The 18,369-nt window shown below is 65.0% G+C and carries 19 protein-coding genes and 1 pseudogene; 9 read left to right on the top strand and 11 right to left on the bottom strand.

Translation table 11 applies throughout. The features are described 5' to 3' along the window. Positions 1-44 precede the first annotated feature (44 nt). The gene (locus HNO52_RS03980) at positions 45-536 is read left to right on the top strand and encodes a MarR family winged helix-turn-helix transcriptional regulator (RefSeq protein WP_197567922.1); all 492 of its coding nucleotides are present in this window, start codon (positions 45-47) and stop codon (positions 534-536) included. Between the two features lie 15 nt (positions 537-551). Here the strand turns inward: HNO52_RS03980 and ogt are convergent, their stop codons facing one another. From ogt to HNO52_RS20980, 3 genes are read right to left on the bottom strand one after another with little or no spacing between them, the layout of a single operon-like run. After that, complete coding sequence (gene ogt / locus HNO52_RS03975) at positions 552-1,079, bottom strand: methylated-DNA--[protein]-cysteine S-methyltransferase (protein WP_197567921.1); 528 nt, start codon at positions 1,077-1,079, stop codon at positions 552-554. Further along, a complete protein-coding gene (locus tag HNO52_RS03970) occupies positions 1,063-2,133 on the bottom strand; it encodes an AlkA N-terminal domain-containing protein (protein ID WP_232090535.1) in 1,071 nt (356 codons plus the stop codon). Before HNO52_RS03970 ends, ogt begins: the two co-directional genes overlap by 17 nt. Then, positions 2,075-2,563, bottom strand: a complete 489-nt coding sequence (locus HNO52_RS20980; protein WP_232090533.1) for an Ada metal-binding domain-containing protein — start codon at positions 2,561-2,563, stop codon at positions 2,075-2,077. The genes HNO52_RS03970 and HNO52_RS20980 overlap by 59 nt, the downstream gene beginning before the upstream one ends. A 158-nt stretch (positions 2,564-2,721) precedes the next feature. Between HNO52_RS20980 and HNO52_RS03965 the strand changes: the two genes are divergently transcribed. From HNO52_RS03965 to HNO52_RS03955, 3 genes are read left to right on the top strand one after another with little or no spacing between them, the layout of a single operon-like run. After that, a complete protein-coding gene (locus tag HNO52_RS03965) occupies positions 2,722-3,186 on the top strand; it encodes a GNAT family N-acetyltransferase (protein ID WP_197567920.1) in 465 nt (154 codons plus the stop codon). Positions 3,187-3,198: 12 nt separating this feature from the next. Beyond that, positions 3,199-3,810, top strand: a complete 612-nt coding sequence (locus HNO52_RS03960) for an FMN-binding negative transcriptional regulator (RefSeq protein WP_197567919.1) — start codon at positions 3,199-3,201, stop codon at positions 3,808-3,810. Continuing rightward, positions 3,807-4,559, top strand: a complete 753-nt coding sequence (locus tag HNO52_RS03955; protein WP_197567917.1) for a GNAT family N-acetyltransferase — start codon at positions 3,807-3,809, stop codon at positions 4,557-4,559. The genes HNO52_RS03960 and HNO52_RS03955 overlap by 4 nt, the downstream gene beginning before the upstream one ends. A 4-nt stretch (positions 4,560-4,563) precedes the next feature. On the opposite strand, the gene pdxR is transcribed toward HNO52_RS03955, so the two are convergent. The 4 genes from pdxR to HNO52_RS03935 are packed head-to-tail and all read right to left on the bottom strand — an operon-like array spanning position 4,564 to position 8,287. Beyond that, positions 4,564-6,096, bottom strand: a complete 1,533-nt coding sequence (pdxR, locus tag HNO52_RS03950; protein WP_197567916.1) for a MocR-like pyridoxine biosynthesis transcription factor PdxR — start codon at positions 6,094-6,096, stop codon at positions 4,564-4,566. Then, positions 6,080-7,090, bottom strand: a complete 1,011-nt coding sequence (locus HNO52_RS03945; RefSeq protein ID WP_197567914.1) for a GGDEF domain-containing protein — start codon at positions 7,088-7,090, stop codon at positions 6,080-6,082. The genes pdxR and HNO52_RS03945 overlap by 17 nt, the downstream gene beginning before the upstream one ends. A gap of 59 nt (positions 7,091-7,149) precedes the next feature. Next, positions 7,150-7,656: an SRPBCC family protein gene (locus HNO52_RS03940; protein WP_197567913.1), complete on the bottom strand. Its 507-nt coding sequence runs from the start codon at positions 7,654-7,656 to the stop codon at positions 7,150-7,152. A gap of 4 nt (positions 7,657-7,660) precedes the next feature. Further along, the gene (locus HNO52_RS03935; protein WP_197567912.1) at positions 7,661-8,287 is read right to left on the bottom strand and encodes a LolA family protein; all 627 of its coding nucleotides are present in this window, start codon (positions 8,285-8,287) and stop codon (positions 7,661-7,663) included. Positions 8,288-8,404: 117 nt separating this feature from the next. Between HNO52_RS03935 and nfo the strand changes: the two genes are divergently transcribed. Together nfo and HNO52_RS03925 are read left to right on the top strand one after the other, a co-directional pair. Then, on the top strand, positions 8,405-9,253 hold the full coding sequence (gene nfo, locus HNO52_RS03930) for a deoxyribonuclease IV (RefSeq protein ID WP_197567910.1): 849 nt from the start codon (positions 8,405-8,407) through the stop codon (positions 9,251-9,253). Between the two features lie 195 nt (positions 9,254-9,448). Then, positions 9,449-9,607, top strand: a complete 159-nt coding sequence (locus tag HNO52_RS03925) for a hypothetical protein (RefSeq protein ID WP_197567908.1) — start codon at positions 9,449-9,451, stop codon at positions 9,605-9,607. Positions 9,608-9,610: 3 nt separating this feature from the next. Here the strand turns inward: HNO52_RS03925 and HNO52_RS03920 are convergent, their stop codons facing one another. After that, a complete protein-coding gene (locus tag HNO52_RS03920; RefSeq protein WP_197567907.1) occupies positions 9,611-13,948 on the bottom strand; it encodes a DEAD/DEAH box helicase in 4,338 nt (1,445 codons plus the stop codon). 83 nt (positions 13,949-14,031) lie between these two features. Further along, positions 14,032-14,937: a LysR family transcriptional regulator gene (locus HNO52_RS03915; RefSeq protein ID WP_197567906.1), complete on the bottom strand. Its 906-nt coding sequence runs from the start codon at positions 14,935-14,937 to the stop codon at positions 14,032-14,034. A 103-nt stretch (positions 14,938-15,040) separates the two neighbouring features. Here HNO52_RS03915 and trpB point away from each other — a divergent pair, with 103 nt between their 5' ends. Next, positions 15,041-16,246: a tryptophan synthase subunit beta gene (gene trpB, locus HNO52_RS03910; protein ID WP_197567905.1), complete on the top strand. Its 1,206-nt coding sequence runs from the start codon at positions 15,041-15,043 to the stop codon at positions 16,244-16,246. A gap of 20 nt (positions 16,247-16,266) precedes the next feature. Then, entirely contained in the window at positions 16,267-17,088 is an 822-nt protein-coding gene (gene trpA, locus HNO52_RS03905; RefSeq protein WP_197567904.1) for a tryptophan synthase subunit alpha, read from the top strand. A 70-nt stretch (positions 17,089-17,158) separates the two neighbouring features. Here trpA and HNO52_RS03900 read toward each other — a convergent pair whose 3' ends face one another. Further along, complete coding sequence (locus HNO52_RS03900; protein WP_197567903.1) at positions 17,159-17,347, bottom strand: hypothetical protein; 189 nt, start codon at positions 17,345-17,347, stop codon at positions 17,159-17,161. A 232-nt stretch (positions 17,348-17,579) separates the two neighbouring features. Here HNO52_RS03900 and HNO52_RS03895 point away from each other — a divergent pair. After that, positions 17,580-17,857: pseudogene (locus HNO52_RS03895) on the top strand (integrase core domain-containing protein); the annotation flags it as partial. 105 nt (positions 17,858-17,962) lie between these two features. Here the strand turns inward: HNO52_RS03895 and HNO52_RS03890 are convergent. Then, positions 17,963-18,313 carry a EutQ-related cupin domain-containing protein gene (locus tag HNO52_RS03890; RefSeq protein WP_197567901.1) on the bottom strand — a complete coding sequence of 117 codons (351 nt, stop codon included), beginning with the start codon at positions 18,311-18,313 and terminating at the stop codon, positions 17,963-17,965. Positions 18,314-18,369: the final 56 nt, after the last annotated feature.

The following is an 18,369-nucleotide window of genomic DNA, read 5'->3' as shown; positions in this document are numbered from 1 at the left end:
AGATTCTCGACACAAAGTATCTTGATGGAAAGATAATCGCGCCTATGAATCGTGTCAAGCAAGCCATTGCCCAATGGCAACGGGAAATGCCCGAACTCGACCTGCTACCGATGGAAGTGGTGGGATACATGAAGACGACCCAATTGCTCACCCAAGAGCGGCTACAAGCCTTCTTCAAGGAGTACGGTCTGCAAGCGGGGGAGTTCGACGTGCTGGCCACATTGCGCCGCTCGGGAGCGCCCTACCGCCTGGGACCGACACAGCTGTTCGAGACACTGATGGTCTCGTCGGGAGGCATGACCAGTCGGCTCGATCGCCTGGAGAAGGCGGGCCTTATCGTGCGCTCGCCGAATCCCGAGGACCGACGCGGCACGCTGGTGTCTCTAACCGAGGAAGGCTTGGCGCTGATGAACCGAATGGTTCCTCGCCACGTGGAGAACGAGGCCAGGATGCTCTCCGCCCTAAGCCTCGAGGAGCAGCGCATGTTGAGTGAATTGCTCGGCAAGTTGCTGGAAGGATTTGCCGAAGAAGGCTGAGCAGGCAACATGCCGCTACGCGAGGGTGAACAGGTCGCTCTGCAGCTGCCGCCTTTCGTGCTCCACCAGCCAGCGTTTGCGCGGCAGCCCGCCGCCATAGCCGGTCAGAGTGCCGTTGGCACCGATCACCCGATGGCACGGTACCACGATGGCGACCGGGTTGGCGCCGTTGGCCATGCCGACGGCGCGGCTGGCGCCGGGGCGCCCGATGTTGGCGGCCAGCTCGCCGTAGCTGATCGTGGTACCGGCCGGAATCTGGCGCAGCGCTTGCCAAACCAGGCGTTGGAATTCGGTGCCGCCGGTCGCCACCGGCACCGCATCGAGGTGGGACGGATCCCCGGCAAAGTAGGCCTCCAGCGCCTGGCGGATGGCTTCAGGCGCCGTGCCCTCGACGAGCTCGTAGTCGCGATAGTGACGTCCCAGCAGGCGGTGCAGCCGTTCGTCGTGGCTATCGAATTCCAGCGCTCGCAGCGCTCCTTGGTCGTCACCGACCAAGCGCAGTTCGCCCACCGGGGACGGCAGTCGGTCAAGCCAGAGTCGCATCGCACTCCTCCTGCTGCGGTTTTGCTGCCTTAGTCGTGGCCGCATCGGCATGCCACAGGTGCATCACGGCATAGGCACGCCAGGGCCGCCAGGCCTCGGCCCGTGCAAGCAGCTCGCGCGGCGTTGGGCGCCGACCCTGTTCAGCCAGTACCCGTTGCAGCGCCACGTCGGTGGGCAGAAAGGCGTCACTGTCCTGCAATCCGCGCATGGCGATGTAGTGGGCCGTCCACTCGCCGATACCTGGCAGGGCGCACAGGTGGGCCACGGTCTCGTCAAGGTCCTGGCGCCGGTCGAACAACCGTGGCTGCTCGCGGTAGGTGTCTGCCAACTGCACCAGGGCGGTGGCCCGTGCGCTGGGCATGCCGAGCGCCTTGATCTCATCGAACGCGAAACGCTCGGCCGCAGGGAATAGCCGCTCCAAGCCGATTCCAGCCTGCCCCTCCAAGCATTCCCCCAGGCGCTCGACCAGCCGCCCAGCCAGCCGCGTGGCCGCATCGACGCTGACCTGCTGGCCGAGAATCCCCCGTACGGCGATCTCGAACGGATCCCATCCTCCCGGCACACGTAGCCCGGGGCGGCCCTCCACCAGTGGCGCCAACGCCGGGTCGCGACCGAGCCCTTGGCGTATCGCCTCGGGGTCGGCCTGCAGATCGAAGAGTCGACGCAGCCGAGCAATGACGCTCGGCAGTGCCGAGAGTTCGGTCAGCCGGATCGAGGCGTGCAGTGCGCTGTCGGCGGAAGCATTATTCACACTTACGCTGCCGATCGTTTCGCCGACGCGGAAAACCCGGTGATAGCCCTCTCCATCAATACGCTCGAGCCCCGGGATGGTCCGCCGGGCCAGGAAGGCCAGTATCGCCTGCCAGTCGTAGGGCGGCCGGTACGGCAATCGAAGCGTCAGCGCAGCTGCCTGGGAAAGCTCGGCACGGCGACCGCGCAGGGTTCCCTGCGCTCGGCCATAGAGCTGCAGAAATACTTCGTTGAAGCGGCGCACGCTACCGAAACCGCTGGCCAACGCCACATCGGCGAGAGGCAGCTCGGTCTCGTGCAGCAATTGCTTGGCCAGGAGTACGCGACGAGTTTGGGGCCACGGCCAACGGGGAGGCTCCAACATGACGCTGGAACAGCCGCCGCAGCTGGCGAGCGCCCACGCCGATACGATCGCACAGCGCTTCCACCCCGCCTTCGTCCAGTGCGCCTTCGTCGATCAGTCGCAGCGCCCGCATCACCGTGGTCGAGGTACCGGCCCAGGCCGGGGAGTCCGGCGCGCTTTCCGGCCGACAGCGCAGGCATGGCCGGAACCCCGCCTCCTGCGCTGCCGCAGCGGTGGAGACGAAGCGGCAGTTCGAGAGCTTCGGCGCTGTCGCCGGACAGATCGGGCGGCAGTAGATACCGGTGCTGGTCACACAGGTAAAGAAGCGTCCATCGTAGCGAGCGTCGCGTGCCAGCAGGGCTTGGTAGCAGATATCGGTCGAGAGGTTCATGGCTCCATTCTAGCTTGGGCACAGCCTATGTCTGGCGGTTTTCGGACCTGAACGTCAACGCAAAGTGGCTCTGCAAAAATCGACATAAATGGCTCTTAGCATGGAGCCAGTCAGGCCTCACACTCGGTGATATCCAATGTAAATGCGAGGATTTACCGGTGCCCATACGATATGCCACCCCGCAAGATCTCGACCCGCTCAGCCAGTTGCTTGACGGCTATCGGCAGTTCTATCGCCAGGAGCCGAATCTCGAAGGCGCCCGGCGCTTCTTGCAGGCGCGCCTGGAGCGCGGCGACTCGCATATTCTGGTACATGTAGGGCCGCAAGGAGAATTGCAGGGCTTCGTTCAGCTCTACCCCCTGCTTTCCACCGTGCGCCTAGCGCCGTTATGGCTGCTCAATGATCTGTTCGTCTCGCCCGAGGCCCGCCGCGGCGGTGTCGGCCGCGCCCTGATGCAGGCTGCCAGGGAACTGGCCGAAAGCCATGGCGTCGGCCACCTCAAGCTCGCCACCGAAATCGACAACCGCACCGCCCAGGCGCTCTACGAATCGCTCGGCTGGCAGCGCGACACCACCTTCTACCACTACGGCCTGCTGTTCGATTCGCAAGCGAGCCAGGACTGAGCCGGAGGCACCATGTACGTCCCCCCCTCGATGCAACTCGAACGCGAGCAGTCCTGGGAGCTGATGGAACGGCACGACTTCGCCGCCCTGGTCGGCGCCGACCTGCAGGCTACCCACCTGCCCTTGCTGCTGGAGCGCAGCGAGGGCGAGCAGGGCACGCTCTATGGCCACTTCGCCCGAGCCAACCCGCATTGGCGAACGCTTGATGGCAGCCGGGCGCTGGCGATCTTCAGCGGCCCCCACGCCTATGTCTCACCGACCTGGTACGCCAGTCAGCCAGCCGTGCCCACCTGGAACTACCTGGCCGTGCACGCCACGGGCACCCTCGAATTGCTGGGGCCGGAGGCCACGCGCGAACTGCTTGATCGCAGCCTGGCGCACTACGAACCCGCCCTGCTCGATTCGCTGTCCCGTGAACAGGGCTACCTGGAGAAGATGCAAGCCGGCGTGGTCGGCTTTCGCCTGCCCATCGAGACACTCACGGGCAAGGCCAAGCTCGGTCGCCAGCGCTCCGAGTCCGACCAAGCCGGCGTCGAGGCAGCCCTGGCCGAGAGCCGCGACCCGCAGGCGCGCCAGCTGTGGCGCTACATGCAGCAACTGAACAGCGAGGAGAGCCCATCATGACCCTGGCCGATACCAGCCATAACGTGAGCCACAACGATTTTGGCCAACCGGTCGGCGCCGCCCTGCCCGACTGGCAGCCGGCGCGCCGGCCGGATCGCATGCCGCTGCAGGGCCGGCGGGTTCGCCTCGAGCCATTGTCAGCGGAGCGTCATGCCGATTCGCTGCATGCCGCTTTCATGGCACCCGGCCAAGGCATGCACGATGCCCCTGAGGCGCGCTGGACCTATTCCGGCGGCATGCCGTTCGCCGATGCCGAACAGTACCGCGCCTGGCTGAAGGCAAGATCGGAAAGCGACGATCCGCTGTTCTACGCCATCGTCACGGCGGCTGGTGAGCGGGCACTGGGGCTGGCCAGCTATCTCAATGTCGTGCCGGAGCACGGCAGCATCGAGGTCGGTCATATCCACTTTACCCCAGCGCTACGGCGCACGCCGGCAGCCACCGAGGCCATGCTGCTGATGATGCGCCACGCTTTCGAACTGGGTTATCGGCGCTACGAGTGGAAGTGCAATGCGTTCAACGCCGCCTCGCGGCGTGCCGCCGGGCGCCTGGGCTTCCATTTCGAGGGTATCTTCCGCCAGCATCGGGTGGAGAATGGGCATAGTCGCGACACCGCCTGGTTCTCCCTGCTGGACAGCGAATGGCCTGCCGTCGAGACATGCCTGGAACGCTGGCTCGCGCCGGAAAACTTCGATGCAGCGGGCAGACAGCTAAGCTCATTGTCGACGCTGGCGCAGATGTGTCGCTGAGCGACTAGGCGTCTGTCAATTCACACCACGCCTGCGCCAGCCAGTGCCCTGCACGCTCGATCTCGGCTTCGACGGTACCGGCATAGCCCAGCACCAGGCCGGGGCGGCCGGGGGCGTTGAGGTAGTAACTCGACAACGGCGAAAGCAAGATCCCCTGCCCTGCGGCCCGCTCGACCAGGATGCGTTCGTGCTGGGACTCGTCGAGCCAGGCGACCAGGTGCATGCCGGCCTGACCTTCGGATAGCCTCAGGCCACGCGCCACTGCCGGCGCCAGCGATTCGCGCAGCAGCGCCTGACGCCGGCGGTAGCAATCGCGCATGCGACGAATGTGACGCGAGAAATGACCGCGGGAGATGAACTCTGCCACGGCGGCCTGTACGGCATACTGCCCCTCGCGATGGAGCCGGGCATTGGCACGGCGGAACGGCGCCACCAACGGCTCGGGCAACACCAGATAACCCAACCGCATGCCGGGGTACATGACCTTGCTGAAGGTGCCTACGTAGATCACCCGCGAGTCATCCACCAGCCCCTGCAGGGCGGCAACGGGCCGCTGGCCGTAGCGGAACTCGCTGTCGTAGTCGTCCTCCACGACCCAGGCGCCGTGCCGCTCGGCAGCTTCGAGCAGCGCCAGCCGCCTGGCCAGGCTCATGGTTGCGCCACTGGGATACTGATGCGAAGGCGTGACGTAGATCAGCCGCGGTCGACGGGAACCCGGCATGTCTTCGATGCACATGCCCTCGCCATCCACCGGTACCGGCGTCATAGCGAGCCCGGCCGCCATAAAGCAGGCCTGGGCGCCTTGATAGCCCGGCTCCTCGATCCACACTTCGTCACCGCTGTCACTCAGCAGCCGCACGATCAGTTCGAAACCCTGCTGGGCGCCCTGGACGATGAGGATCTGCTCGGGGCGGCAGCGCACCGAGCGTGAGAGCTGCAGGTAGTCCGCCAGCGCTTCGCGCAGTGCCGGCACGCCCCCTTGAGCCTGATAATCGAGCCAGTTCAGCGGCATGCGTTGTTGCTGGCGGTGCAGCAGTCGCTGCCACTGGGCGTGAGGGAAACGGTCCAGCGCAGGCACGCCTGGAACGAAGGCGGGATGGCGTTCTTGCGGAGAATGACAGAAGGCGAGCAGGGACGTACCGCGTGAGGAGAGCAGCGGTTCGGCAGGCAACGAAGGCGACGCAGAGGCAACGTTCGCCGCAACCGACTGCGTCTGCTGAAATGCCAAGTCGGCAACGAAGGTACCCGCACCATGGCGGGTGGTCAGGAAACCCTCGGCCAACAGCTGATCGAAGGCGGCCAGTAGCGTGTTGCGCCCCAGATCCAGCTCTCGAGCCAGCTGCCGGGTGGAAGGCAGCCGCTGGCCGCTGACCAGGCCCCCCGTCTGAATCCACTCGCGCAGGGTGTGGTAAAGGCGCGTGGTCAATGGCTGGTTTGACGGTTCACCCAGTACCAGGCCCAGCGCATCGACCAGCCAGTCGGCTCTCTCCAGGAGAGGCGTTGCCCGTGAGGACGCGCCTTCAGCGATCCGGTTCATCCGCCACGACCCGATTGCGGCCGGCTCGCTTGCCTTCATAGAGATTCTGGTCGGCACGATGAAGAATGGCCTCCACCGTCTCCTCGGTACCCCGGAAAGCCGATACGCCACAGGTAATCGACGCACCGAAGCGATGGCCCTCTTCAGAAACGAGCTCCTGCTGATGTATCAGTAGGCGCACCTTTTCCGCTACGCCAACGGCTTCCTCGAGACTGGTTTCAGGCAGCAGAAGGGCAAATTCCTCTCCGCCGAGCCGCGCCGGGATGTCGTTCGTACGCAGCTTGCTGCGCAGCAACTTGCCCACGCTCACCAGCGCCTGGTCGCCGGCGGAGTGGCCATAGGTATCGTTGATCCGCTTGAAGTGATCGAAGTCGAACAGCACCACCGCTGTCGACCTGCCGTAACGGCGATAGCGGGCCAGCTCCTGCACCAGCCGCCGCATGAAATAACGCCGATTGAACAGCGCCGTGAGTTCATCGGTGCGCGATAGCTGGCGCAGACGCAGCTCCAGCCGCTTCTGCTCGGTAATGTCACGCACGGTGCCGATCAGAATCTGCTCGTCTCCCTCGGGAGCGTAGTCGGCCAGTTCATGCACCCAGCGCACCTCGCCGTTGGGCCGCACGATGCGATGTTCAACGTCATGACTCCCGCTTTCCTGCGCGCGCCACATGCTGGCCTCGACGCTTTCCAGGTCTTCAGGATGGACCATGGCCTTGAAGGCACGAATGCTGGGGGTGAATGTCTTGGGATCAACGCCGAAGATGTCGTAGATCGCCTCGGACCAGAACAGCTCGTTGGCCTTGAGGCTGGCTTTCCAGTAGCCCAGCCGGGCGATGTACTGAATGCGGTGCAGGGTACGATTGAGGCGCGCAATCTCTTCGCGCGCCTCCTCGAGTTCTCGCCTAACCGCGGCACAGGAGCGGCTGGAAGAGTCGCAATCATGCGTCTCCTCAGACAATCGCTGTTTATTTACGTTGTTATGCGAGCCCTTCATGGTATCTCTACGGCGATTTCGAGATAAGTTGGAAGCAGCATACCGTTAGTCCTGCATCTCTACCAACGCTCTCTCGACGCTAAACCCCGCCTCCTTGCATCTGAATGGGGCAAGGTTCCCAAATGTCGCGCCAACCCCGCACGCCCTTCGCGCATCATGACGTGATGGTTCCAGACCACCAGCGGACGCGCCACTCGCGCCAGCAGGCCCATCCACGGCCGCGCCGTACGAACTTGCCAGAGGTAGCGAATACGGGTCCCTTTCTGCTGTTCATGAAGCTGCCAGCTACCGATGCCGGCCACATCGCCACTGGCCTTGCCCTCGATCAGCCAAGGACTGCGGACACGGGTGATCCGAATGTGGAAGCGTAGATAGTAGCCCAGCCGACTCTTCCAGACGAAGCACTGGGTGCGTCCTATGCCATGCTCGTCGCCAGCCTCGATCTCCCGTACATCCTCGAGCCCCGGCCACCAGTCGGGCCAGTGCAACGAATCGGTCAGGGCATCGAAGACTGCCTCGATCGGGGCATCGAGATCCCAGGCCGTATCGAACTCGAAACTTGCCATTGGGCTACGGTGCGAAGTGGTCGGGCGGGAAGGCTGGGTCGAGCTCGACATCCTCCAGATGCACGCTTTCGAGCCGTTCGCCGCGTCGATCGTAGCTGATCACCCGAAGAGGAAACAGCGTCTCCTCGTCGAGCCAAAGGTCGTAGCGCGCCACCTCGTGCACCGCCCGGCCGGGCTCGGCCTCAACCACCACATGCTGCACCGGGTGCTGCCCATCGAGCGTCGTCGGCCCAAGCAGGCGTGCACTGCCGTGCTGCTGTAAACGCTGAACGTTGCGCAGCAGCGTAGCGACGTCCGATTGATCCACGCGATGCCCACGCGAGCTGCGTACCATGCGGTTGGTGGGGCGCAGGGAGAGGCCCGGTCGGCTGCCGGGGCCACCGAAGGGCCACAGTTGCACCTTGCCCGTATCGGGGCGATAGACCAGGACCGCCCCGCGATAGGGTGCCTCCATTTCCATGCGTACGTAGCCCGGCGGCCGGTAGCTGTAACGAATGACCTCTTCGCCACCGCTGCCCTGGCTGCGCAGCGTGAGGCGATAGCCTTGCAGCGCATCGATGCGCGCCAGCGCCGCTGCGACCGGGTCCTCCTCGATGGAAGTACTCATCGCCACCAATACGAGTAGCAACATTGTGCCTCTCCTCGACTTTTCCCTTGAGCCTAGCAGGGCCACGGCGGCGAGCGAGGTAAAGGTTGAGAGGTGGCGTGCATGCTATCGTTGTGGCATTGCCAACCACGGAGAGGCCAGATGAAATACCTCGGAGCCCATGTCAGTGCCGCCGGCGGCCCCGACCAGGCCGTGCTGCGCGCCGTCGAGATCGGTGCCGACGCCTTCGCCCTGTTCACCAAGAACCAACGCCAATGGCGGGCCAAGCCCCTCGACGAGGCCACCATCGAGGCTTTCCGTGCCGCCTGCCGGGAACACGGCTTCGGCCCAGGGCAGATCCTTCCCCACGACAGCTACCTGATCAACCTCGGCCACCCGGACAAGGCGGGGCTCGAAAAGTCGCGCGCCGCCTTTCTCGACGAGATGCAGCGCTGCGAGCAGCTCGGCCTGACGCTGCTCAACTTCCACCCCGGCAGCCATCTGAAGAAGATCAGCGAGAGCGAGTGCCTGACCCGCATCGCCGACTCGATCAACCACGCCCTGGCTGAGACCCGCGGCGTTGTTGCGGTGATCGAGAACACCGCCGGCCAAGGCACCAACCTGGGCTGGCGCTTCGAGCACCTGGCCGAGATCATCGATCAGGTCGACGACAAGTCGCGGGTCGGCGTCTGCATCGACACCTGCCACGCCTTCGCCGCTGGCTATGACCTGCGCACCCCTGAGGCGTGCACCGACACCCTCGACGAGTTCGGCAAGGTGGTGGGCTTCGAGTACCTGCGCGGCATGCACCTCAACGACGCCAAGAGCGAGTACGCCAGCCGCGTCGATCGCCACCACAGCCTGGGCCAGGGCAACATTGGCCTCGACGCCTTCACCACTATCATGCGCGACTCACGCATCGATGAAATTCCCATGGTGCTGGAAACCATCGAGCCGGAGATCTGGGCCGAGGAAATCGCCTGGCTACGCGCCCAGGCCGCAGACGGATAAGGAGTTCCAGGTGGGCTTCCTTGTCTCCACCCAGCCAGCGCAATATGGCGAAACGTTAAAACTTAGTCGCTGCCATAGGGTCAAAGCATTTGTCGGCCAGCGAGAAAACTGCCACCCTCAGTTTGTAGGCACATCTCTCGTAAGGGACAGTGAAGTCCCGAGGGTCGCCCCATTCACCCGCAGGAGGACATGCGCATGGGTATCATCGAAATGCTGACCGTGAGCGTGGCCGCGGTGGCGCTATTGGCTCTGGCCTTCGCCATGAGCGAGAAGCAGAGGCACCTCATCCGCAAGGAAGTGCGTATCGAGGAGGATGAACGCGATCCTTACCGGAATCGCAAGCGGCACGACTGATCGTCAACGCATCGATATCGCAGCCCCTGGCACCTCAGGTGTCAGGGGCTTTTGCTGTCCCGGACCCCGCCGCAACAACTGCTGTACCTGCCAATTCTCCTCGGCGGGCAGTATCTCGAGGAAGTGCACCTCGCCGTTCTGCAGCACTGCCTCCGGCACGCCGTCACGATAGAGCAGCCGGTTGCCCGAAACGGCCGGCAGCCGTGACCCGGGCGTGAGAACTCCCATCAGGTTGAGCGGGTCGGCAGCGGCCACCACGCTTCGCGAGCCGTCCGGCTCGCGCCGGCGCATGGCCTTGAGTCCGCCCACCGCTTCGGCCAAGGCGAACTGCTCGCCGGCAAATTGCTGCACGAAGCGCCCGCCGCGTATCTCGCCGCGCGCCTCGAGGCGGCGATAGACATACAGCAGCTCACGCCACGGCGGCAATGCCGGCTCGCGCTCGATTACTCGGCGGAACACCACGCCGTAACGCTCCAACAGCACCCAGGCGATATGCTCGAGGCTCTCCATATCGGTCGTGATGCTTCGCTTCTCGGCAGGCGATTTGCCCTCAGGTGACGGCAGCCACGACCAGCGCCCGGCGGCATCCACACCCGGCGCGTGTCGACGCCGACGTCGGCCGCTCGCGGCAATGGGCGGGCGCTTGCTGGCCGGGGCGATCAACGCGCGCAGGCCGGTGAAGCTGTCGGAGGTGACCAAGCCCCAGGAGGCCAGCTCGCCCAATGCTTCTTCGACCTGAGTACGCAGCATGCGGATGGTGCCGAGCAGGTCGGCGAAGAACATCGCCCCGCCATTCTGCAAAGCTTCCAGCACTCGCCGCGCGCCGCCGGACAGCGGAAGTTCGTCCAGCTCGGGGGCCGGCGCCGCCTCGCGCCAGTCGGCCAGCGCCTGGCGGTCGATCAAGGCGACCGGGGTATTGCGAAGCGGCCCGGGGCGCTGGCGCTCGTCGCCTTCGGCTAACCGCGGCGGCAGCAGCCGCAGCCAGATAAAGCGTCCGCTGGCCAGCAGCTGGTCGAGCATGTGCGGCGTGAAATCGGCCACCCTGGCTGGCAGTATGTCGCTCTCCCAAGCCCCGGCAGCGACGGGAAAGCCTTCCAGGCGCTCCACTGCCCCGGCCAGCGCCTCGGGCCCTTCCGGCCTTTCGGTCAGGCCGTGCCAGTCGAGCAGGAAACGCAGGTAGTGCTGGATACTCACCGGCTTGATCTCGGCGCGGCGGCGGTCGATGGCGTAGCGATGCATGCGTGCGAGCAGGCGCCGCTCGCACCAGGCTACCTCGCTGCCCCCCAGGAAATTCCCTTGCAGCACGAAGCCCTCGACCTCGAGGCTTGCCAGCGCCGCCATGATGCGATCCAACGATACGCCGAGCGGCGCGCCCAGGCTTGCCGCCGTGACCGGCCCCAGCGTTTCCAGCCGCGAACGCAGCAGCTCGACCAAAGCCTCGTCGGCGTTTTCAGGTGCCTCGCCCACCGCGTCGATTGTCGGTTCGAGTAGCGCCTCGGAATGGATCGCGAGCAGCTCGCCCAGACGCTCCGCCGCCATCCATAGCGGCTCGCTGCCAAGCGGCGTGACCAGGGTGGCACGGCGCGATTCGGCGAGCACCTCGAACCAGGGCCACCAGTCGACGCCGGTCTCGCTTGCGGCAATGAAGCCCGTCATCACCAAAGCATCGTGCAGCTCGTCGGTATCGCGCGGTGCAGGCCAGGCCTCCTCGCGCACGCGGGCGATCACTTCAGTCGCATAGCGCGCCGAGGCGGCGGCGTCGACCACGTCGAGCGCATCGCCGGTGCGCACGCTGAGCGTGCGCCGCTCCTCCTGGGCGCCATCGTCGAGGAAAGCATAGGGCCGCGCGTTGACCACTTCTTCCGACAGCGGCGAAGGTACCGCCAGGTCGCGCCCACTGACAGCGATCTCGCCGGCTTCGAGGCGTTTCAACAATCGCTCTAGCGCATCGATATCCATGGCGTCGGTCAGGCAGTCGTGCAGGGTCTGGTTGACCAGCGGATGGGCGGGTAGCTCGCGCGCCCCAGCCAGGTTCTCGGCACAGGCGAGCTGGTCGGGAAAGACCACCGAGAGCAGATCCTCGGAGTCCTGACGCTGCAGCTGCGGCGGGCGCCGTCGGCCGTTACGGGTTCGCGGCACGGCAAGCCCCACCGAGGCGTTCCAGCGCCAGCGCAGGCCGAACATCGGCGCGTCGAGCAGCGCCTGGATCAGCACCTCGCGTACCGTTCTGCTGTTGAGATAGTCCCATACCTCATCGAGCGGGAAGCTGTGGGTCGGCCCCAGCGACAGCACGATGGAATCCTCCAGCGCTGCCGCCTGCAGCTCGAAGTTGAACTTGCGGCAGAAGCGCTTGCGCAGTGCCAGGCCCCAGGCGCGGTTGAGCTTGGAGCCGAACGGCGAGTGCAGCACCAGATGCATGTCGCCGGCCTCGTCGAAGAAGCGCTCCAGCACCAGATGACGCTGGGAAGGAATCTCGCCCAGCGCCGCCCGCGCCACGGCGAGGTAACGCACCAATTGCTCGGCCGCAGCGGGCGTGAGGCCATATGCCGCTTCCAGCCACTGTTGGGCGTCGCTCTCGTCGCCCTCGGCCAGTTGCCGGTCGACGCCTTCGCGCAGCCGCGACACCGCCTCGGAGAGTTCCGCGGTGCGCGCCGGTGCCTCGCCGAACCAGAACGGGATGCTCGGCGGCGCCCCGCGGGCGTCCTCGACGTAGAGCTTGCCGGTGGCGAGCTTGAGGATGCGATAGGCCTGATTGCCGAGCTGGAAGATGTCACCCGGCATGCTCTCGAAGGCGAAGTCCTCGTTGACGGTGCCGACGCGGATCTCCTCGGGCTGCAGGATCACGTCGTAGTCGAAGTGGTCGGGAATCGCCCCGCCGTTGGTCAGGGCGACGAGCCGCGCGTTGCGCCGCGGGCGCAGGCGGCCGTTGACCCGGTCGCGATGCAGGTAGGCACCGCGCCGTCCGCGCCGGGTGGTGTAGCCGTCGGCGAGCATCTGCACCACGGCGTCGAAGTTCTCCTCGCTCAGCGCCCGGTAGGGCCAGGCCGCTCGTATCCGTTGGAACAGCTCTGCCTCGTCGGTCTCGCCCGCCCCGGCGACCTCGGCGACGATCTGCTGGGCCAGCACGTCGAGCGGCCCCTCGGGAATGTGCAGCCGGTCGAGCTCACCGGCCTGCACCGCGCCCATCAACGCGGCGCACTCGACCAGGTCGTCGCGGGTCAGCGGGAACAGCCGCCCCTTGGGCACGCGCCCCACGCCATGGCCGGAGCGGCCCACCCGCTGCAGGAAAGCCGACATCGAGCGCGGCGAGCCGAGCTGGCAGACCAGGTCGACCTCGCCGATATCGATGCCCAGCTCCAGCGAGGCGGTAGCCACCAGCGCGCGCAGCTCGCCCTGTTTCAGGCGCTGTTCGGCCTCCAGTCGGTGCTCGCGGGCCAGGCTGCCGTGGTGCGAGGTCACCCACTCCTCGCCCAGGCGGTCGGCGAGATGCCTTGCCACCCGCTCGCAGACACGCCGCGTGTTGGCGAAGATCAGCGTGGTGCGGTGCTCGCGTACCAGCGCCGCCAGGCGGTCGTAGACCTCCTCCCACACATCGTTGGTCATCACTGCGGTAAGCGGCGAGCCGGATACTTCGATGGCCAGGTCGCGCTCGCGCACGTGGCCGGTATCGATGATGGTGCAGTCGGTGCCGCCGGCGAGAAATGCTGCCACCGCCTCGACCGGCTTCTGCGTCGCCGACAGACCGATGCGCTGCGGCGGCTGCGACGTCAGCCCCGCCAAGCGTTCCAGCGACAGCGTCAGGTGCGAGCCACGCTTGGTGCCGGCGACGGCATGGATCTCGTCGACGATCACCGTGCGCACGGTCGACAGCATGCGGCGACCCGAGTCGGAGGTCAGCAGCACGTAGAGCGATTCCGGCGTGGTGACGACAATATGTGGCGGGCGCTTGCGCATGCGCTCGCGCTCCGATGACGTAGTATCGCCGGTGCGCACCCAGGCGCGAATCTCCGGCGCCTCCCGTCCGTCTGCTGCGAGCCCATCGGCGATGCCGCGAATCGGAGCCTGCAGGTTGCGCTGGATGTCGTTGGAGAGCGCGCGCAGCGGCGAGACGTAGAGCACCACGGTCTCGTCGGACAACTCGCTCTCGAGCCCGCGGCGCACCAAGGCATCGATGGCGGCGAGAAAGGCCGCCAGCGTCTTGCCCGAGCCGGTGGGTGCGGCAATCAGCACGTGGCCGCCCGCGCCAATGGCCGGCCAGGCGCGCGCCTGCACCTCGGTGGGCGCACCGAGATCGCGTTCGAACCACTGGCTGACGGCGGGGTGGAAGACATCGAGCGGCATGGGCGCTCCGGGATATCGCTTTCCTACAACGTAATCGAGGGATGGGCGAAACGCGATGCCCTTCCCTTGGGAGAGATCAATTGTTACGGCATGAGCATGTCGCCCAGTTCACGCTTGAGCCACTCGATTAGCCGGCCGCTACGCCGTTGATTGCCACTGGGAGCATGCCACAGACATAGCCGAGCGGGCGTCTCGACGAACCCCCATGGTGCAACGAGGCGCCCCATACGCAGGTCGTCCTCGACCAGCAGCCGGGGCGCTATCGCTATGCCCAACCCGGCCACCGCCGCCTCTATCAGGTAATAGAGATGATCGAAGCCTTGCCCCTCGGCCAGCGCCCGGTCGAGGCGCGCCGGGTCGAGTGCCTGTGCGCCTGCCCACTGCGGCCAGGCCTGCGGCCGCGAGGCGGTATGCAGCAGCTTGGCGTTGAACAGCGTTGCTGGCTGCGTGGGATCGAACCGAGCGGCCAACTGCGGGCTCGCTACCGCACAGATATGCTCTGCGGCAAGCTCGCACACCTCCACGTCGGCTGGCCACGGCGGTGCGGCAAACGTCAGCGTCGCGCTTACCTCGTCCTTACCGGGGGTAGCTTCGCTCTCGCTGGATACGACATGCAGCTTGAGTTCGGGCAGCTCACGATTCAGATGATCGAGCCGGGGAATGAGCCAGCGCGCCAGGAGACTTCCCGGGCAGGCCAGGATGAACGGCGCCCCCTCGACGTCACGCTTCAACTGCGCGCAGCTATCGCGCAGGCGGACGAATGCCTCGCCAACGCCGCGCTGTAGCCGTTCCCCGTGGCTTGTGAGTTCCAGGCCTCGCCCTGCCTTGGCAAACAGCGCTACACCGAAGTGTTCTTCCAGGCTACGCAACTGACGACTGACCGCACCGTGAGTCACGCTGAGTTCATGCGCCGCGGCCGTGACGCTACCCAATCGGGCAGTCGCCTCGAAGGCACGCAAGGCGCTGAGAGAAGGCATGGAGTTAAGCATGATCTGTGATCCAGGCTCACATATAGCGGCTATCTTATCGATTTTTCGCCCCGCCTGTCTGCGCTAGTTTCATCGAACGTTTCCTGAACCTTCGAGGCAACCCATGACCGACTACTCGATGCAGCCCGATGCCGATGGCTTGTTCGGCCGCTTCGGCGGTCGCTTCGTCCCCGAGACGTTGATGCCGCTGATTGCCGATCTTCAGGCCGAATACGATGCGGCGCAGAAGGATGCCGAGTTCCAGCGCCAGCTCGCCTACTTCCAGCGCGACTACGTTGGCCGGCCCAGCCCGCTCTACTATGCCGAGCGTCTTACCGAGCACTTCGGCGGCGCAAAAATCTATCTCAAGCGCGAAGAGCTCAACCATACCGGCGCGCACAAGATCAACAATTGCATCGGCCAGATCCTGCTCGCCAAGCGCATGGGCAAGACACGCATCATTGCCGAAACGGGAGCCGGCATGCACGGCGTCGCCACGGCCACCGTGGCGGCACGTTTCGGCATGCCCTGTGTCGTCTACATGGGTTCGGTCGATATCGAACGCCAGCAACCCAACGTGTTCCGCATGAAGCTGCTCGGCGCCGAGGTCATTCCGGTCACGACGGGTACCGGCACGCTCAAGGATGCGATGAACGAGGCGCTGCGCGACTGGGTCACCCATATCGATGAGACCTTCTACATCATCGGCACCGTGGCGGGGCCGCACCCCTATCCCGCCATGGTGCGTGACTTCCAGGCGGTGATCGGGCGCGAGACTCGTGCGCAGATCCTCGAGAAGGAAGGACGTCTTCCCGACTCCCTCGTCGCCTGCATCGGTGGTGGCTCGAACGCCATGGGATTGTTCCACCCCTTTCTCGCCGACGAAGCGGTCAAGATGGTCGGCGTCGAGGCCGGCGGCAAGGGCCTCGAGACCGGCCTGCACGCGGCGAGCCTCAGCGGCGGCGTGCCCGGCGTACTGCATGGCAACCGCACCTACCTGCTGCAGGACGAGGATGGCCAGATTGCCGATGCCCACTCGATATCCGCCGGGCTCGACTATCCCGGCATCGGCCCGGAGCACGCCTGGCTGCATGAACTGGGACGCGTCGAATACGTCTCGATCTCCGACGACGAAGCGCTCGAGGCTTTCCAGTGCTGTTGCCTTCAGGAGGGAATCATTCCGGCGCTCGAATCGGCCCACGCCCTGGCCGAGGTCGCCAAGCGCGCGCCGACATTGCCCGGCGATCACCTCATGGTGGTCAACCTGAGCGGACGAGGCGACAAGGACATGATGAGCGTCGCCCAACACCTGGGAGAAAACTTCCAATGAACGCCGCCAAGGAGAACCCCATGAACGACGCCACTCGCCTCGACCAGTGCTTTACCGCGCTCGAAGCGGAGAAAAGGCCTGCCCTGGTGACCTACATTACCGCCGGCGACCCCGACTTCGAAACCTCGCTGGAAATTCTCAAGGGACTGCCGGCGGCAGGCGCCGACGTGATCGAGCTCGGCATGCCATTCAGCGATCCCATGGCCGACGGGCCCACGATCCAGAAGGCAGCGCTACGCGCCCTCGAGAGCGGACAGGACATGACCCGGACACTCGAGATGGTGCACGCCTTCCGCCGCCAGGAGTCGCAAACGCCGCTGGTGCTGATGGGCTATTACAACCCCATACACCGCTACGGCGTGGGGCGATTCCTGAAGGATGCTGCCCATGCCGGAGTCGATGGCTTGATCGTGGTCGACCTGCCGCCCGAGCATGACGACGAACTGTGCCTGCCCGCCAGGGAGCACGGCATTGCCTTTATCCGCCTCGCCACGCCGACCACCGACGCCAGGCGGCTTACCCGGGTGCTGGAGAATGCCTCGGGCTTCCTGTATTGCGTCTCGGTGAACGGCATTACGGGTGGTAGCGCCCCGGCGCTACAGGATGTCGAGCGCATGGTGGGCCAACTGCGCGAGCATAGCCACCTGCCGATTGCGGTCGGTTTCGGTATTCGCACTGCCGCACAGGCGGCAGCGATTGGCCGATTCAGCGATGCTGTGGTGGTAGGCTCGGCTCTGGTGGAGGGCATCGAAAGCGCCGAGACACGGCGCGGCGCCGTCGAGGCGGTTCATGGCTTGGTGCGTGAGCTGGCCGCAGGTGTGCGTCGAGCGAGAGAGTCCTAGAGCAGGCCTGAGCAGAGCGCAGCGCATCAGGGCCAGGCCGGCAATGAAAGCGAGTGGCGACGCACATACCCTAGACGCCGTGGCGTGGCTCCGCGGCGAGCTTGGCTGCCATGCCGGCCAGTACGCCGCCCATGACGTAGCGCTGTACGGCCAGCCAGGTCGGGAACAGCAGGAACAAGGCACCGAGCCACTTAAGTATTTCGTAGGCCAGCGGGATGTTCAGGAACAGCGCGGTCAGGACGACAGCCGCCGCCAGCATGTGCACCAGGAAGCCGGTGACCTTCCACCCAGAAACCGGTCCACTGTCAATGTGGGATTTCCGCTACGTTTATCCTAATAGCAGAAGATCTTACGATGAAGCGTAACCGACATACCGAAGAGCAGATCATCAGCATTCTCAAGGACAACGAGCGCGGCGTCTCGATCGCCGATTTGGCCCGGCTCCTGGATGGGATCGGGCAGCAGCGCTCACTGCTAGCCTCGATTGTTTGGATAGCGGGCCGGAGCTTACCAGCAAGGCAATGCTCTTTTGGACGCATGAACGGAAGGTTAAGCTGGCGTTCATCCAGCCGGGCAAGCCAACGCAGAATGCAATCATCGAGAGCCTCAACGGCAAGTTCCGAGACGGCTGTCTTAATCAGCACTGGTTTCTGAGCCTGGCGGATGCACGACACGAAATCACACAATGGAGAACCACTACAACCATGTCAGACCGCACAGCTCGCTGGACTATTTGCCACCGGTAGCGTATGTCGATCAGGGTGCATGAAGCAGCGGCTTCTCACATTGATAGCGGACCTAAACCAGGGGAAAGGTCAGGCGGGCCCTACTCTTACTTTTTATGTTACACCGCAGGGGGTTCCGTTCTTGGCCATCAAGACAAACCATGAATTTCCTTCCAGTTCCCCGGATAGACCACATAGAAAATGGTGGCACCTTCCCCCTCATACTTGAGCTCGGTGCCTTCGGGAATCCAGATCACGTCCCCAGGATGGCCTTCAAGAGTGCCATTGGAAGTGACTAAGCGGAAGATGCCCTGGTGGACAAACACAACCTCGTCATAGAGCACCGTCCAGGCGATCGAGCAGGCATCGAAGCGTGCCAGCCCCGCAGCAATGGTATCGCTCAGATCGCCACCAACCGCTCGCGCCACCTCGCCATAGCCAGGTGGGCCACCACGATACTGGAACTCCAGGTCGGCGGTACTTATCAACTTGGCAGACATCGGAATTTCCTGTAATGAGCGGAGTGCCGCCGAGCGGCACGCCGAAGTAGGGGGCG

This window comes from Halomonas sp. MCCC 1A13316, from assembly GCF_014931605.1.
GTDB lineage: Bacteria > Pseudomonadota > Gammaproteobacteria > Pseudomonadales > Halomonadaceae > Halomonas.
The sequence above is the reverse complement of the archived record's forward strand: the minus strand, read 5'-3'. Positions and strand labels throughout refer to the sequence as shown.

Coding starts and splice junctions, on each gene's coding strand:
- HNO52_RS03980 (WP_197567922.1), top strand. CDS start 45: ATGAATCGTGTCAAGCAAGCCATTGCCCAATGGCAACGGGAAATGCCC.
- ogt (WP_197567921.1), bottom strand. CDS start 1,079: ATGCGACTCTGGCTTGACCGACTGCCGTCCCCGGTGGGCGAACTGCGC.
- HNO52_RS20980 (WP_232090533.1), bottom strand. CDS start 2,563: ATGAACCTCTCGACCGATATCTGCTACCAAGCCCTGCTGGCACGCGAC.
- HNO52_RS03960 (WP_197567919.1), top strand. CDS start 3,199: ATGTACGTCCCCCCCTCGATGCAACTCGAACGCGAGCAGTCCTGGGAG.
- HNO52_RS03955 (WP_197567917.1), top strand. CDS start 3,807: ATGACCCTGGCCGATACCAGCCATAACGTGAGCCACAACGATTTTGGC.
- pdxR (WP_197567916.1), bottom strand. CDS start 6,096: ATGAACCGGATCGCTGAAGGCGCGTCCTCACGGGCAACGCCTCTCCTG.
- HNO52_RS03945 (WP_197567914.1), bottom strand. CDS start 7,090: ATGAAGGGCTCGCATAACAACGTAAATAAACAGCGATTGTCTGAGGAG.
- HNO52_RS03940 (WP_197567913.1), bottom strand. CDS start 7,656: ATGGCAAGTTTCGAGTTCGATACGGCCTGGGATCTCGATGCCCCGATC.
- HNO52_RS03935 (WP_197567912.1), bottom strand. CDS start 8,287: ATGTTGCTACTCGTATTGGTGGCGATGAGTACTTCCATCGAGGAGGAC.
- nfo (WP_197567910.1), top strand. CDS start 8,405: ATGAAATACCTCGGAGCCCATGTCAGTGCCGCCGGCGGCCCCGACCAG.
- HNO52_RS03925 (WP_197567908.1), top strand. CDS start 9,449: ATGGGTATCATCGAAATGCTGACCGTGAGCGTGGCCGCGGTGGCGCTA.
- HNO52_RS03920 (WP_197567907.1), bottom strand. CDS start 13,948: ATGCCGCTCGATGTCTTCCACCCCGCCGTCAGCCAGTGGTTCGAACGC.
- HNO52_RS03915 (WP_197567906.1), bottom strand. CDS start 14,937: ATGCTTAACTCCATGCCTTCTCTCAGCGCCTTGCGTGCCTTCGAGGCG.
- trpB (WP_197567905.1), top strand. CDS start 15,041: ATGACCGACTACTCGATGCAGCCCGATGCCGATGGCTTGTTCGGCCGC.
- trpA (WP_197567904.1), top strand. CDS start 16,267: ATGAACGACGCCACTCGCCTCGACCAGTGCTTTACCGCGCTCGAAGCG.
- HNO52_RS03900 (WP_197567903.1), bottom strand. CDS start 17,347: ATGCTGGCGGCGGCTGTCGTCCTGACCGCGCTGTTCCTGAACATCCCG.
- HNO52_RS03890 (WP_197567901.1), bottom strand. CDS start 18,313: ATGTCTGCCAAGTTGATAAGTACCGCCGACCTGGAGTTCCAGTATCGT.